This window comes from Derxia lacustris, assembly GCF_002105195.1.
Lineage (GTDB): Bacteria > Pseudomonadota > Gammaproteobacteria > Burkholderiales > Burkholderiaceae_E > Derxia > Derxia lacustris.
On sequence record NZ_MUHU01000001.1, the window covers coordinates 276,645 to 291,795 of the forward strand.

Annotated in this window: 12 protein-coding genes; 3 read left to right on the forward strand and 9 right to left on the reverse strand. The window is 68.3% G+C overall.

The window, feature by feature from the left end; genetic code table 11:
• The first annotated feature begins 58 nt into the window (after positions 1 to 58).
• Positions 59 to 730 (forward strand): rhombosortase, encoded by a 672-nt coding sequence (gene rrtA, locus B9P64_RS01140; RefSeq protein ID WP_085314428.1) that lies wholly within the window; start codon positions 59 to 61, stop codon positions 728 to 730.
• A gap of 44 nt (positions 731 to 774) precedes the next feature.
• Here the strand turns inward: rrtA and B9P64_RS01145 are convergent, their stop codons facing one another.
• The 6 genes from B9P64_RS01145 to B9P64_RS01170 all read right to left on the reverse strand — a co-directional run bounded on the left by B9P64_RS01145 (position 775) and on the right by B9P64_RS01170 (position 8,503).
• Positions 775 to 2,796 carry a S8 family serine peptidase gene (locus tag B9P64_RS01145; protein ID WP_085314429.1) on the reverse strand — a complete coding sequence of 674 codons (2,022 nt, stop codon included), beginning with the start codon at positions 2,794 to 2,796 and terminating at the stop codon, positions 775 to 777.
• Between the two features lie 54 nt (positions 2,797 to 2,850).
• Positions 2,851 to 3,216 carry a hypothetical protein gene (locus B9P64_RS23425; RefSeq protein ID WP_139826073.1) on the reverse strand — a complete coding sequence of 122 codons (366 nt, stop codon included), beginning with the start codon at positions 3,214 to 3,216 and terminating at the stop codon, positions 2,851 to 2,853.
• Positions 3,217 to 3,430: 214 nt separating this feature from the next.
• Positions 3,431 to 4,441, reverse strand: coding sequence for a type I glyceraldehyde-3-phosphate dehydrogenase (gap, locus tag B9P64_RS01155; protein WP_085314431.1), 1,011 nt, complete (start codon positions 4,439 to 4,441; stop codon positions 3,431 to 3,433).
• 124 nt (positions 4,442 to 4,565) lie between these two features.
• Positions 4,566 to 6,590 (reverse strand): transketolase, encoded by a 2,025-nt coding sequence (gene tkt / locus B9P64_RS01160; protein WP_085314432.1) that lies wholly within the window; start codon positions 6,588 to 6,590, stop codon positions 4,566 to 4,568.
• 271 nt (positions 6,591 to 6,861) lie between these two features.
• The gene (locus B9P64_RS01165; RefSeq protein ID WP_139826074.1) at positions 6,862 to 7,362 is read right to left on the reverse strand and encodes a hypothetical protein; all 501 of its coding nucleotides are present in this window, start codon (positions 7,360 to 7,362) and stop codon (positions 6,862 to 6,864) included.
• 10 nt (positions 7,363 to 7,372) lie between these two features.
• Positions 7,373 to 8,503 (reverse strand): M35 family metallo-endopeptidase, encoded by a 1,131-nt coding sequence (locus tag B9P64_RS01170; protein ID WP_085314434.1) that lies wholly within the window; start codon positions 8,501 to 8,503, stop codon positions 7,373 to 7,375.
• A gap of 167 nt (positions 8,504 to 8,670) precedes the next feature.
• On the opposite strand from B9P64_RS01170, the gene B9P64_RS01175 reads away from it, so the two are divergent.
• The gene (locus B9P64_RS01175) at positions 8,671 to 9,429 is read left to right on the forward strand and encodes a 16S rRNA (uracil(1498)-N(3))-methyltransferase (RefSeq protein WP_139826075.1); all 759 of its coding nucleotides are present in this window, start codon (positions 8,671 to 8,673) and stop codon (positions 9,427 to 9,429) included.
• A gap of 27 nt (positions 9,430 to 9,456) precedes the next feature.
• Here the strand turns inward: B9P64_RS01175 and B9P64_RS01180 are convergent, their stop codons facing one another.
• Together B9P64_RS01180 and B9P64_RS01185 are read right to left on the reverse strand one after the other, a co-directional pair.
• Complete coding sequence (locus B9P64_RS01180; RefSeq protein WP_085314435.1) at positions 9,457 to 10,686, reverse strand: patatin-like phospholipase family protein; 1,230 nt, start codon at positions 10,684 to 10,686, stop codon at positions 9,457 to 9,459.
• Between the two features lie 189 nt (positions 10,687 to 10,875).
• Entirely contained in the window at positions 10,876 to 12,609 is a 1,734-nt protein-coding gene (locus B9P64_RS01185) for a M48 family metalloprotease (RefSeq protein WP_085314436.1), read from the reverse strand.
• 85 nt (positions 12,610 to 12,694) lie between these two features.
• Here B9P64_RS01185 and moaC point away from each other — a divergent pair, with 85 nt between their 5' ends.
• Positions 12,695 to 13,192, forward strand: a complete 498-nt coding sequence (gene moaC / locus B9P64_RS01190; protein ID WP_085314437.1) for a cyclic pyranopterin monophosphate synthase MoaC — start codon at positions 12,695 to 12,697, stop codon at positions 13,190 to 13,192.
• A gap of 15 nt (positions 13,193 to 13,207) precedes the next feature.
• Here moaC and B9P64_RS23430 read toward each other — a convergent pair whose 3' ends face one another.
• On the reverse strand, positions 13,208 to 15,097 hold the full coding sequence (locus B9P64_RS23430; protein WP_139826077.1) for a tetratricopeptide repeat protein: 1,890 nt from the start codon (positions 15,095 to 15,097) through the stop codon (positions 13,208 to 13,210).
• Positions 15,098 to 15,151: the final 54 nt, after the last annotated feature.

The following is a 15,151-nucleotide window of genomic DNA, read 5'->3' on the forward strand; positions in this document are numbered from 1 at the left end:
TAATGCCGCTCTATCATTGCCCGCCGACCGCCCGGCGGCAGCGCTTTCACCGCCCTTCATGCATCCCCATCCCGATACCACCACCGCGGCCCTGCGCCGCGCCTGCGCTGCCTGCCTGGTCATCGCCGCCGCCGTCTGCGCGATGGCGCAGAGCGCCGGACCGGGGCTGCGCTACACCCGCAACGAGGTGCTGCACGGCGCCTGGTGGGAATTGCTGACCGCCAGCTGGGTGCATCTGGGCTGGCTGCATCTGGCGCTGAATCTGGCCGGGCTGGCGCTGGTGCTGATGATGTTTGCGCGCGTGGTGCGGCCGTGGCGCCAGCTCAGCGTGCTGGCGGCCTGCGGCTTTCTGGCCTGCGTGCTGATGCTGGCGCTGGCGCCGCGCGTGGGCTGGTACAGCGGACTGTCGGGCGCGCTGCACGGCCTGTTCGCGGCCAATGCGGTAATCCTGCTGCGGCTGCCCGATCCGGCGCTGCGGCGCACGGCGATCACCGCGCCGACCGCCCATGTGTTCGAGCACTGGCTGCACGGACCGGGCTTTGGCTGGGTGCTGCTGGGCGGGCTCGCGCTCAAGGTCGGCGTCGACATGGCGCTGCGCAGCCCTGCGCCGAGCTGGATCGGCGGGCCGGTCGAGCCGATCGCGCATGCGACCGGTGCGCTCGCCGGGCTGGCCATCGGCTGGCTGGCGCGACCGCGCAAGTCGCGCCGGCCGCGCTACATGGTGGGTTGAGGCGCAGCGGCTCACCGGCCGCCGCCCGCTCTGCCGCCGCAGCCTCAGCGCGGCTGCGCCACCCGGTTGCGGCGCAGGCCGGCACCGGCCGCCAGCAGCAGCAGCAGCCCGAGCAGGCCGGTCGCGCCGCCACCGCCGCCCGAACTGCTGCCGCTGCTGCCGGTGCTCGTGCCGCCACTGCTGCTGGCCGCCGTCGTCGTCAGCGAGGTGGCGGCACTGGTGGCCGCAATGCCGTCGCTGTCGGTCGCCGTCACCGTGAAGGCCAGCGTCGTGCCCTCGGCCGGCGCGGTAAAGGTCACGCTCTTGCCGCTGGTCGAGCTGAGCGTCACGCCGCTGCCGGCGGTCTGGGTCCAGCTGTAGGTGTAGCTGCGGCTGGTATCGGCGCTGGTGCTGGCGCTGGCCGTGAGCGTGACCGTGCCGCCCGCCGCCGTGCCGGACGACGTCGCGGTCACGGTCGGGATCAGCGTCTGCAACCGCGCCACCGCCGCGCCCGCATCGAGCAGGCCGGCGCCGCAGACGCCGCCGCTCACCTGCTCGAGCTTGTCGGCGCAGAAGGTGCCGCTCGCAAAGCTGCGCGCGGTGGTCTTGATGAGATTGCTCACGCCATCCGGCTTGAGCGACGGCATCAGCGAGATCAGCAGCGCCGCCGTGCCGCTCACATGCGCGGCGGCCATGCTGGTGCCGGCCTCGACGCGATAGCTGCTGGCGTCGGCGACCGTGCTGCCGCTGTTGCTGGTGGAGTTGATGAGCGCCGCGTCGCCAAGCGACGCCGAGACGCAGGCCGAGCCCGAATAGCTGCGGCAGCCGGCATCGCTCGCGCCGCCCGGCGCGCTGATGCTGGCGCCGCTGCCGTAGCGCGAGTAGAGCGCGAGGTCGCCCTCATAGCTGTGCGCCACCACGGCCACCGTGCCCGAGCAGTTCGCCGGCACATCGATGGAGGTGTCGCTGCCGCTGATGTTGCCGGCCGCCACCACCACCACGGCGCCGTTGGCGCGCGCGGTGTCGATCGCGTTCTGTTCGGTGGTGGTGCAGCCGGTCGACGACTGATAGCCGAGGCTCAGATTCACCACCCGCGCCGGATTGCTGTTGGTGGGCACGCCACTCACGCTGCCGCCCGAGGCCCAGACGATGCCGTCGGCAATGTCGCTGACCCAGCCGCCGCCCTTGCCCAGCACCCGCGCCGCCAGCAGCTTGGCCTTGAAGGCCACGCCGAGCGTGCCGCTGCCGTCGTTGAGCGCGCCGACCGTGCCGCCCACATGCGTGCCGTGCCAGGAACTGTTGCTGACGCTGCATCCCTTCAGGCCGCCGCTCGCGTTCATCGCGCTGGTGACGTAATCGCCCATGTCGGTCGGATTGGCGTCGGGGCCGTCGCCATCGCCGGCCGACAGGAAGCTGCCGGGATAGGACGTGGCCTTGGTCGTGCAGTCGTAGTCGTAGGTGATGAAGTCGTAGCCGGCGCTGGCCGCCGCGCCGCCGATCATGTTGCCCGACAGGTCGGAGTGATCGACGAAGCCGGTATCGACGATGGCCACCGTCACGCCGTCGCCCTGGGTGACGCGCCAGGCGCCGACCGCATTCATGCCGCCGGTCTGCGTGCCCGACGGCGCCAGCAGATTCCATTGCGCGGTGGTCGGCACACTGTCGAGCGCGGCCAGCGGTGCGGCGCGCGTGGTCGCCATCGGATAGCGGCGCTCGTCGGGCTCGGCATACAGCACGCTGCTGTCGCTCGCCACGATCTGCTGCGCCAGCGCGCGGGCGTCGCTCGCGCTCATCACGCGCGGCAGCGCAAACACATGCGCCAGACCCGACATCGGCCGCACATAGGTCAGATCGTCGCCGGTCACCGAGCGCAGCCGGCTCAGCTTCGCCGATGCGATGCCGGCGCGCTGGCTGGTGCCGGTCTCGTCCTTGTAGCGGACGATGAAGCGGGTGACTTCATCGCTGCCGGCGCCGGTGGCGCGGGCCCAGAAACGCAACTGGCTGGCACCGACGACCGGCGTCTGCGCCATCGAGGGCAGGACTGCGGCCGCGCTGAGCGCAATTGCCGACGCGATTCGGAACTTCATCTGCACAACTCCGGAAAGATGGGAATGCGGCGCACGGCGGCGGCCATGTCCCGGTCAGCGCGCCTGCGGTCGGGCACGCGCATCGGCCTCGGCGTAATCCACCTCGGGCTGGCGCGCGATGCAGGCCAGCGCAGCGCGCGGATCGCCCTGCGCGACGGCAAGCGACAGCACATGGGCACCGCCCGACATCGCACGCTCGTGCACCAGGCGGGCCGCGCAGACCGAGCCCAGCCGCGCCAGCAGCGCGGGGGACGGCTCGGTCGCCTCATGCAAACGAATGATGATTCGCAGGGATTGCTGGCCGGTTTCAAGCGCAACCGCCGGTGCGCCGGCGGGCGGAGTATCGGCGCCGACCGGCCGGGCGCAACCTGTGGAAAGTGCCAGCGTGAGCGCCAGCAACGGTAAGAAGCGTGAAAGCATGGGGTCGAAGGTAGCCGACGACACGGGACGGCAGGCGGCGGTAACAGCCGGTCGGCGTCCGCGCGGCCCGGTTGCGGGATGGTCGGTTCACATCATGGGACGAACGGCAGGGCCGCGGCGCCCGCAAAAAGCAAAACCGGCCCGCGCATGACACGCGGACCGGTCTTTTCTTGCCGAGGCGGCCGGCACGCGGCCGGCCAGCTGCGCCGACGACTTACTTGGCCGACACGAGCGCGACGGTGGTGTCGAGCATGCGGTTGCTGAAGCCCCATTCGTTGTCGTACCAGCTGGTCACCTTGACCAGATTGCCCGAGACCTTGGTGAGGGTCGCATCGAAGGTGCTCGACGCCGGGTTGTGGTTGAAGTCGACGCTCACCAGCGGCGCGGTGTTGTAGCCCAGGATGCCCTTGAGTTTGCCTTCCGACGCTTCCTTGAGGATGGCGTTGACTTCGTCGACGGTGGTTTCGCGCGCGGCGATGAAGGACAGGTCGACGATCGACACGTTGATGGTCGGAACGCGGATCGCGAAACCGTCGAGCTTGCCGTTGAGTTCCGGCAGCACGAGGCCGACGGCGGCGGCGGCGCCGGTCTTGGTCGGGATCATCGAGTGCGTGGCCGAGCGGGCGCGGCGCAGGTCCTCGTGATAGACGTCGGTCAGCACCTGGTCGTTGGTGTAGGCGTGGATGGTGGTCATCAGGCCGGTCACCAGACCGATCTTTTCGTGCAGCGGCTGCACCAGCGGGGCCAGGCAGTTGGTCGTGCACGAAGCGTTGGAGATGACCGTGTCGGTCGCCTTCAGCACTTCATGGTTGACGCCGAACACCACGGTCGCGTCGACATCCTTGCCGCCCGGGGCCGAGATGATGACCTTCTTGGCGCCGCCCTTGATGTGGGCCGAGGCCTTTTCCTTGGTGGTGAAGAAGCCCGTGCATTCGAGCACCACGTCCACGCCCAGCTCGCCCCAGGGCAGCTCGGCCGGATTGCGGTTGGCCAGCACCTTGATCTTGTCGCCGTTGACGACGAGGTACTCGCCCTCGACCGACACGGTGCCGGGGAAGGGGCCGTGCGCGGTGTCGTACTTGGTCAGGTGGGCGTTGGTCTTGGGGTCGCCCAGATCGTTGATCGCGACGATCTCGATGTCGTGCTTCTTGCCGCCTTCGTAATGGGCGCGCAGGACGTTGCGGCCGATGCGGCCGTAGCCGTTGATGGCAACCTTGATGGTCATGGTTCAAGTCCCCTTCTGGGAAAGTTGGATGGATGGCACTGCGTAATCGTTATGCGTTTTCAGCCCTGCCGGCCTGGCGCTGCGCGGCTTGCGGCGCGCGCCCGGTCGGCGGTCATCCCCGGAATCAGGCAATCACGGTCTTGACGCTGGCGGCAACGCGCTCGGCCGTAAGGCCGAAATGCTTGAACAGCACGCCGGCCGGTGCCGACTCGCCAAAGCTGTCGATGCCCACCACCGCGTCGACGCGGTACTTCCACCAGAAGTCGGTCACGCCGGCTTCCACCGCCACGCGCGGCAGACCGAAGCCGAGCACGCCGGCCTTGTAATCGGCCGGCTGGCGATCGAACACGCTGGTCGACGGAATCGAGACCACCCGCGTCGCGATGCCGTCGGCGGCCAGCAGCTTCTGCGCTTCGAGCGCGAGGCCGACTTCCGAGCCGGTGGCGAGGATGACAGCCTTGGCGTCGGGCGCATCGCTCAGCACATAGCCACCGCGACGAATTCCCTCGATCGCGCCTGCCGGCTTGCTCAGGAAGGGCAGGTTCTGGCGCGAGAACAACAGCGCGCTCGGCCGCTCGGCCTGCTCGACCGCCACCGCCCAGGCCAGCGCCGATTCGGTCGTGTCGGCCGGACGCCAGACATCGAGGCCCGGAATCAGCCGCAGCGACGACACATGCTCGATCGACTGGTGCGTGGGGCCGTCCTCGCCGAGACCGATGGAATCGTGCGTGAACACGAAGATGCTGCGCTGCTTCATCAGCGCCGCCATGCGGATGGCATTGCGCGAGTAGTCGCTGAAGGTCAGGAAGGTGGCACCGAACGGCAGATAGCCGCCATGCAGCGCAATGCCGTTCATGACCGCGCTCATGCCGAATTCGCGCACGCCGTAGTTGATGTGCTGGCCCGGCTGACCGGCGCGCACCGGCTTGCTAGTGCTCCAGTTGGTGAGGTTGCTGCCGGTCAGGTCGGCGCTGCCGCCGAGAAATTCGGGCAGCACCTTGGCATAGGCCTCGATCGCGTTCTGCGACGCCTTGCGGGTGGCGATGGTTTCCTTCTTGTCCTCGCAGGCGGCGACATAGGCGGCCACGGTTTCGGCCCAGTTGGCCGGCAGCTGCCTGGCGATGCGGCGCTTGAACTCGGCCGCCTCGGCCGGGAATTGCGCCTCGTAGCTGGCGAACAGCGCGCTCCAGGCGGCGTCCTGCTCGGCGCCGCGCGCGCGGGCGTCGAAGCCGGCATAGACCTCGGCCGGAATCTCGAACGGCGGGTAGCTCCAGCCCAGCGCCTCGCGCGTGAGCTTGATTTCCGCATCGCCGAGCGCTTCGCCGTGGGCCTTGGCGGTGCCGGCGCGGTTGGGCGAGCCCTTGCCGATGACCGTCTTGCAGCAGATCAGCGTGGGGCGGTCGCTGGTCTTGGCGGCCTCGATGGCGGCACTCACCGCCTCGACGCTGTGGCCGTCGACCGCCGCGATCACGTTCCAGCCATAGGCCTCGAAACGCTTCGGGATGTCTTCGGTGAACCAGCCCTCGACCTTGCCGTCGATGGAGATGTTGTTGTCGTCATAGAGCGCGACCAGCTTGTTGAGCCGCAGCGTGCCGGCCAGCGAGCAGGCTTCATGGCTCACGCCTTCCATCAGGCAGCCGTCGCCCAGGAACACATAGGTGCGGTGGTCGACGATGGGCAGGCCCGGCTTGTTGAACTCGCTGGCGAGCAGCCATTCGGCCAGCGCCATGCCGACGCCGTTGGCGATGCCCTGGCCGAGCGGGCCGGTGGTGGTTTCCACGCCCGGGGTGATGCCGACCTCGGGATGGCCCGGCGTCTTGGAGTGCAGCTTGCGGAAGTTGCGCAGCTCGTCGATCGACAGGTCGTAGCCGGCCAGGTGCAGCAGCGAGTAATGCAGCATCGAGCCGTGGCCGTTGCTCACCACGAAACGGTCGCGATTGGCCCAGGCCGGATTGGCCGGGTTGTGACGGTAATGGCGCGTCCACAGCGCGACGCCGATTTCCGCCATGCCCATCGGCATGCCCGGATGGCCCGACTTGGCGGCTTCCACGGCATCGAAGGACAGCACCCGGATGGCATTGGCCAGCAGCGTGTCGCCGGCAGAAGTGGAAGCGGAAACGGCGGTGCTGGAGATGTCGTTGGCGGTCATGAGAGCTGACTTGAAGACGGGCTGGAACGGCCGTGGGCCGCGAGGCCGACGGGCCGGAGCGAAGGCGGCGACAGTTGCGCCGCCGTGAATGGCGACCCCGGCCGGAGGGATAGTTTGAGCTGCGAATTGCGTGCCGGAGTTGCGCGAAAACAGTGTCGGTGGACGTTGATGCCTGCCGCTTGCCGGCCCGCCAGCCCGTCCTTGCCGCCCTGTCCCGCGCGCTACTTCGCCGAAAATGTTAGCAGACAGAAGTTGACCGGCCCGCTCCGGTTCATGGCACCCGAAAGCTTGCTGCATTGCACGCAAGCTCGGTCGCGCCGGCCAGATCGGCCCGGCTGCGCGGCCAGGGCAGCGGCGCCTCGCCCCAGTCGAGCAGGCGCAGTGCCGGGCGCAACTCGTAGTCGCCGCGCGCGCCGATGGCGAACACCTGCGCCAGATCGGCCGAGGCGTGCAGCGATGCGCCGGCGGCCAGTTCGAGGTAATCGGCACGGGCCGGCTCGCCGCGCTTGACCATCGGCCCGCCGAAGGCCAGCGGCCGGCCGTTGCGGCGCAATTCGAGCCAGCGGCCAAACCACGGACCCGAGCGCTCAAACGGCGTGTTCCAGGCCAGGAACCAGAGCGCGCGCGTGCCGGTGTTGGTGAGGCTCACCGTCACCGTCGGCGGCGTCAGGTCGAGCTGGCAGCGCAGCGACGGCGGCGCCACGTCGGCCTGCGCCGCCGCTGCGGCGGGCAGCAGCAGCGCCGCCAAGGCGCGCCGGATATTGCGGCGCATCACGCTGTCCTCAGGGCAGCGCCGGGGTGTTCTCGGCGAAATATTCATGGTTGTCGGCATTGCGCCGCGCCCGCGCCGGATTGGAAATCGCCAGCGCCGCCGCGCCCGACTGGCCGTACACATAGTCGTCGGTGGCGCCGATCACGGTGAAGTGCGACATCTCGTGGATGAGCGTGCCGGCCTTGGAATCGGTGCCGGTGTTGGGCGCATCCCAGAACACCGGGCAGACATAGACCTTGTACGGCTGGTTCGGATAGACGTAGGCGTAGTAGTTGTCGGTGCAGGAGCAGTCGTAGACCAGCGGCTTGCCGTTGAAGGCGTTGACCATCTTGGCGTAGTGCAGCTTGACCTGGCCGCGCGCGGTGTCGCTGTAGGTGCCGAACCACTTGGCGTAGCGCTGGGTGCTGGCGGTCATGCCGGCCAGATAGCGGTTGGCACGCGAGGCATAGGTGGCGGCGCTGTTGAGCGCGGTCGCGATCGCGGACTTCTGCGCATTGGTGCAGGCGCCGGTATAGCTCACGCCGCCGGCGCCGGCCTTGGCCTGGGCGGCGGTCTCGGGGATCGGCTCGGCGGCGAGCGCGGCGCTCAGGCTCGGGCCGCTGCCGTATTCGACCCACACATGGGCCGGCGTCGATTCGAGCGCGCCGGGCTGGGCCGCAGCCAGATCGGCGGCGATGGCGGCCGGCGTCTTGGCGGCGCTGGCCGGCGCGACCAGCTGGCCCGAAAAGCTGTCGAACTCGATGCTGTAGTGGCCGCCATCGGTCATGTCGAACAGGCCCGACAGCTCGACATCGGCGCTGTAGCTGGCGCCCGGCGCAAGCGTGAGGTAGTCGTCGGCGGTGGGCGCGGGGCGCTTGTAGACCGCGCCCTGATAAGGCAGCAGCGTGCCGTCGCGCGTCACGCGGAAGGCCGAGCCGTCGCGGCCGCCGGGCAGCGCCCACTTCAGCACCCGCACCGGTACGGCGTTGCGGTTGGTGACGGTGACTTTCACCGCGATGTCCTGCTGGCCATTGAACAGCGTGCCGGTCGGCAGCAGCTGCACATCGAGCCCGACGCTCGATGCCGCCTGCGCGGCGCCCGCCGCGAGTGCCAGCAGGCCGGCACCGGCCCATTTCTTCCATGCCCGGAGTTGCTTGTTCATGTTGGTGTCTCGGTGATGCGTTGAGGAAACCGGCAAGCCGGCGCCATGCCGGACTGCCCGGGAAGCCGAAACTTCGCACAGTGCCGTGCTTGTCCCAATCGCGACCTGCATCGGCGGTCGAGGCCGCGGATCGCTGTGCAAGAATCCGGCTCCCTACCGGAATGCCCATGAACGCCGTCGCCAGCTCCTCCCTGCCCCGCTTCTTCGTTGACGCCACGCTCATCGAAAACACCGCGATCGCGCTGCCGCCCGAGGTGGTACGCCACATCCAGGTGCGGCGACTCGGGCCGAGCGCGCGGGTCTGCCTGTTCAACGGCCACGGCGGCGAGTTCCACGCCGTGCTGCGCGATGTGGGCCGCGACTCGGTGATCGCCCATGTGCGCGAGCATGTGGCGCGCGAGGCCGAGTTGCCCTATGCCATCACGCTGGCGCAGGCGCTGTGCCCGGGCGACAAGATCGACTGGATCATCGAGAAGGCGGTCGAGCTGGGCATGGCCAACTTCGTGCCGGTGCAGGCCGAGCGCGGCATCATCAAACTGGTCGGCGACCGGGCCGAGCGGCGCCATGCGCACTGGCTGGGCGTGATCCGCTCGGCCTGCGAGCAGAGCACGCGCAACACGCTGCCGGGCTTGCAGCCGATTCGCGGCGTGCGCGATTTCATCGCCTCGCACCATGCGCATTTCAAGCTGATCGCGTCGCCGCGTGCGCGCCGGCCGCTCAACGAGGCGCTGCTGAGCCACGGCGCGCCGCTCGAAGGCCAGACGGTCACGCTGCTGATCGGACCGGAAGGCGGCTTCACCGATGCGGAGGAAGCGTTTGCCTTGCAGAACGGCTTCCATCCGATCTCGCTCGGGCCGCGCGTGCTGCGCACCGAGACCGCCGGGCTGGCGGCCATCGCCACCATCCAGGCGGTGTGGGGGCAGTGAGCGGCGGGCGCTGATTCGCGCCCGGACTCAGTCGAAGAAGGCCAGCACGTCGTCGCGCCGGCGCAGGCAGTCGTCATGGCCGAGCTGCATCAGCTCGCCGACAAAGCCGGGCTCGAACAGCAGATAGCTGGCCAGCGCCGCGCCGCGCGCCTCGGTGGCGCCGACGCTGGCGAGCAGCGCGCGCACCGGGCGCGGCAGGCTGCGCACATGGCGCGCGGCAATCGGATCGATGGGCTGGGACGGCGCCACGACCAGCACCTTCACCGGCCGCAGCGGCGCGTCGGCGAGCTGGCCGGGCCCGAGCAGCGCGAGCGTGCGGTTGATGCGCTCCAGCCGCTCCACATCCATCGCCAGGCTGTCGAGAAAGATCGAGCCGAGCGCATGGCCGGCCACCTGCGCAAGCGTCGGGTACTGGCCGCTGCGCGCCGCCGTGGCCGCGCTGACGAAGCCGCGCGTGCCCGGCGCCGCCGCGCCCACCACGAACACCCGGTCGGCGCCCAGATGGATCGCCGGCGAGATCGGCGCGTGCTGGCGGATCGAGCCGTCGCCGAACCACGATTGCTCGCCATCGACCGGCAGCGGCGCGGCCGGAAAGATGAACGGAATCGCGCTCGACGCCAGCAGATGCGCATTGCCGATCGTCTGCGCGCGCGCCTGTCGCTGCGTGCGCGACCACGGCTCGATGGCCGCCGCGCTCTGGAAGAAGGTGAAGTGCTCGCCGCTGCCGTAGTCGGATGCGGCCACGGCCAGCGCGCGCAGCCGGCCGCTGTCGATGTTGCGAGCGAGGCGCGGGAAGTCCATCAGGCTGTCGAGCAGGCCGGTGAGCGGCGTGTTGTCGAGCAGCGAGCGCGGGCGCTGGAAGCGACGCCGCCGCAGCGCCCAGCCGATGACGAACATCGCCAGCCAGTGCGCGCCGGCGCGCGCCACGCCGGCGGCGTCGGTGCGATAGACGCGGTCGGCGTGAATCTCGCGCCAGACGCCGGCGACCAGGTCGAGCCCGGCGTCGAAGTCGTCGGCACGGCAGGCCAGCGCGGTGGCGTTGATGGCGCCGGCCGAGGTGCCAGCGATGACGTCGAACGGCAGGCGCCGGCTGGCGTCGGGCCGGTCGCGCAGCAGCTCGCGCAGCGCGAGCAGCACGCCGACCTGATAGGCCGCGCGCGCGCCGCCGCCCGACAGCACCAGTCCGCGCACCGGCGCCGGTGCGCTGGCGACGGCGCGGCTTGCACTACGGACGGGATCTGGCTGAAGCAGGCTCATTGGCGACGACGGACGCGCTCCACCCGGGATGGGCGAGCTTGCGTCGATGGTCGGCCGCCGCGCGCGCCGGCAAGCGCGCGAGCAGCGCCGGATTGCGCCGGGTGTTCGGCGCACCGCGGCGGCGAGCGCGAGAGTGGCGCACGGGTTGGCGCGGCGCGGCTTCGCAACGCCAGCGCCGCCGCGTCCGCCTCAGCCGCCGTCGCGCGGCGAGCGGCCGGTTTCCTTCAGCTCGTCGCGCAGCTGCTCGCGCAGGCCGCGCAGCCGGGCGTCGATTTCCGACGCCAGCACCAGATCGGCATTGCTCGCGCCGCCGCCGCGCGTGGCGCGCTGGGCCAGTTCCAGCTGCTGGACCGCGCCGGTGAGGATGCCGCGCTGGGCGTAGTACTCGCCCAGCGACTGATGCTCGCGCGCGCCGTCGCCGAGCGCCGACCAGGCGCGCGCCAGCTGCTCATGCAGCCGCGCGTCGGAGCGGCGCAGCGCGGTCTGCTCGCGCAGATAGTCGGCGGCAGCCTGGGGGCGACCGGCGTCGAGCAGCAGCTGGCCGAAGTCGTCGCGCAGCGGATCGGACTGCGGCCAGCGGCGCCGGGCCGCATCGGCAAAGGCGATGGCGACATCGGGCTTGTGCTGTGCCAGCAGCACGCGCGCCTCCAGCCGGTCGAACCACGGATGCGCGGGCAGGCGCTTGCGCGCCTCGGCGAGTGCGGCGGCAGCGCCGTCGCCATCGTTGGCGGCCAGCCGGGTCAGCGCCAGGCCGTACCAGGGCGCGGCGCGCGCGGCGGCCGAGGCAGTGGGCAGCGGCAACGCAGGCGTGGCGGCCGGGCCGGCGCCGCTGGCCGCGCTCGACGCATTGGCCGTGTTGGCCGGATGCGCGGCCGACCACACCGGCCCGGTCGCGGCCGCCGCGCCGGGCGCCGACAGCCGCTGCGCCTCGGCGGTGAAGAACTCGCCCGCCACGCGATTGCCGGCAATCGTCGTGTCCTCGGCCACGCGGGCGCGGGCGCGCGCCAGCCAGAACTCGGCGCTGTCGACATAGGGCGCGGCCAGCGGCGGCACCGTGCGCACCCGGCCTTCGATGTCGGTAATGCGCTCCAGCGTCAGCGGATGGGTGCGCAAAAAGGCGTAGTTGCCGGCGTCGTAGAGCCGCGACGCGCGTTGCAGCCGGCCGAAGAAATCGACCATGCCGGTCGGATCGAAGCCGGCGGCGGCCAGCGTCTGGAAGCCCACGCGGTCGGCCTCGCGCTCGGCATCGCGGCTGAATGCCAGCTGCGAGGCGATCGCCCCGCCCTGCCCGGCCATGATCGCCGCCTGCGCCAGATCGCCCGACGAGTTGCTGCGCGACGCCGCCGCCAGCACCGCCACCAGCAGGCTCGCGATCATCGCCACGCCCACGCCACGCTGGCCGCCCATCTGGCGCGCGATGTGACGCTGCGTGACATGGCCGATCTCATGGCCGAGCACCGAGGCCAGCTCGCTCTCGCTTTGCGCCGCGGTCAGCAGCCCGGTGTTCACGCCGATGAAGCCGCCCGGCAGCGCGAAGGCGTTGATGCTGCCGTCCTGCACCGCGAAGAAGCGGAAGTCCTCGGGCTTGAGATTGAGCAGCGCGCCGGCATTGCCGAGGTCATCGCTGGCGCGCGCGAGCTTGAGGCCGACGACGCCGAGGTAGTCGGCGATCTCGTAGTCGTCATAGATGTCGCGCGCGGCCCAGGCCTGCGCCATCACCCGCTCGCCGAGCTTGCGTTCCTGCGACGGCGGCAGCGCCTCGGTATCGGCATCGCCGAGATCGGGCAGCCGGACCTGGGCCTGCGCCGCGCCGGCCGCACCGGCCAGTTCGCCGATGCCGGCCGGCCCGAGCGCAAGTGCAGTGGCAAGCAGCGCAGCCAGCGCGCGGCGCGGGGCGGAAAGGCGGGGCAGGGTCGGTGGCATCGGCAATCGGTACGCAGGCGGGGCACCTATCATACGAAGCCCCCTCGCGGCCGGGTTTTGCGCCGCTTTCAAGCCGAGTCACCGCATGTCAGAACCCGCACTCACCCATTTCGACGCCGACGGCCAGGCCCACATGGTCGACGTGGGCGCCAAGGCCGGCACCGAGCGCGTGGCCGTCGCCGAGGGGCGCATCTGCATGCAGCCGGCCACGCTCGCGCTGATCCGCGCCGGCAATGCCAAGAAGGGCGATGTGATCGGCATCGCGCGCATCGCCGCGATCATGGCCGCCAAGCGCACCAGCGATCTGATCCCGCTCTGCCACCCGATTGCACTCACCCGCGTGGCGGCCGAATTCGAGCTGATCGACGACATCGGCGACGGCCGTGGCGCCGTGCACTGCGAGGTGACGACCCAATGCGTCGGCCAGACCGGCGTGGAGATGGAAGCCATCGTCGCGGTCCAGATCGGGCTCGCCACCGTCTACGACATGTGCAAGGCGGTCGAGCGCGGGATGGAAATCGGCGCAGTGCGGCTGGTGAGCAAGCGCGGGGGGAAGAGCGGCGATTACGCCGCGAGCCGATGAATCATCTCGGCGCGCTCAATCGATGACCGATGCGCCGCTCGCCGCGGCCGTGGCACATAGCCGAACCGGCGCCGAAGCCTTGTCGGCGCACAACTGGGGAATCGTCTTCTCCCGAATCGTGGTCAGCATGGCATTGACATTGCCGGCATCAGCACGCTTCCAGGTCGCAAGTGCCTCTCGGGCCTCCTCCAGACGATCGCTGCCATAAAGCGCAATAGCCCGGCTCAGCAGCGCCGGTGGATAGTCTGGCGCATAGAACAATGCAATTTCGCTGTTCGATACCGCCTCGGGATAACGATGCAAACCGATATAAGTGTCGGCTCGTGCAGTGAATGCAAACCGGGCAAGCCAAGCCTTACCAAAGCCGGTTGCATTCTCAATCTGGTAATCCCTAACACTCTTACCGGCTGCAATGATCGAATCATGTGGCCATGATATTCCATGCGCCGCTTTGTCCAGAAGTAGCGCCGCTTCGGAATAATTTCCCGCCTGATATTCCAGTCCGCCGCGATATATATCGCCGTAAGGTCCCAGTTCACCTTTGTCGATCAGGGCCCGCGCCTCATCCGTTCGGTGATACATCAATTGCGCCGAAACGAGACTCAAGCGCGCCGGCATGAAATCGGGATTCTTTTCATATGCCCAAGTCCACAATGTCATGGCATTGTTCCAGAGCCTGGCATTCAGATTCGTATTCAAGACACCAAATGCCAGCACAAATAAAACCAATGCAGCCTGCAGCACTGGAAGATTGCTGCGCGCAGTGTTTGACAGATTGGGAATGCCGGAAATCGAAAAAAAAGCCAAAAGGAAAAACACCAACGGCAAGCACAAGAAACGTTCATGCCCGAGATTTCCACCAATCGTCAAAGGAATGATGTTGAGCACCGGCATCAAAGCGACAAGCCAGGCACCGATCAGCAACACTGCAGCTTTTTGACGGCGCATTGCAATCCACAGCAGCAATCCGGCGGCCAGCACCGCGATTGCAATGCCCAGCCCAAATTCATTTGCCCCCCACGCCGAATAATTGCCTGGATGCAAGGGGTTGAGACCGGAAAATGGCCAGACCGACAGTTTTACATAAAGGAGCAGCGTCATTCCGACCAGAGCCAATCGTTGCCACCATTGGGGAAACAGCCCCAGCGTTTCGGCATCGATATGACTCATTTGATGAAAAGTTGCCCATCGCAGCGACAGGTAAATACTCCCCGCCAGCACGACGCTGACCATGACCGTCATCGTGTGTCTTTTACCCAACTCCGAGAACACGCCTGCCGCGCCATCTGCCACCGCACTGCGTGCCGTCAGCAGCAGAAGTGCCACGACGGGAAACGTGACCGCCATTTCCTTGGAAAAGGCTGCTGCAAGAAAGAATATGACCACCAGCAAGTATCGAATGACGCCAGTTTTGATCAAGGCTGCACACAGCGCTGCAAGAAAGAAGGTGGTGACCATCAGGTCGAACCGACCAGCAGCCCAGGCTACTGGTTCGACCAGAACCGGATTGATCGCATAGAAACTGCAAACCACCAACCCGCGAACGGGGGTCGCACGCTCATTCAGGACAAGTTTGGTCAGCATGCCCACCAGCAATATGTTGGCGATGTGCAGCAGCAAATTAATGCCGTGGGAAATGCCTGGATCGACCCCAAATACCGTAAATTCTACGAAATAACTCAACAGCACCAACGGACGAAAATAGGTAGTACCTGGCAGAATGGGCTGGGCAATCGTCGCCCAAGAAAACTGGCCGCTACGCAGCGCAGTTTGCTGCACAAACAATGAATCGTCGTCCCAGACGTATCCATTTTCAAAAACCGGCAAATAGGCCAATATCGCCAGCAGCACCGGCAGCAACAGGCAAATTCGATAGCTAACCGTATTGACTTTCGTACTGATCATTGTATTTGCTCATGAAAAAGCCCCGCACGAGGCGGGGCTTTCTACAACCAAGGC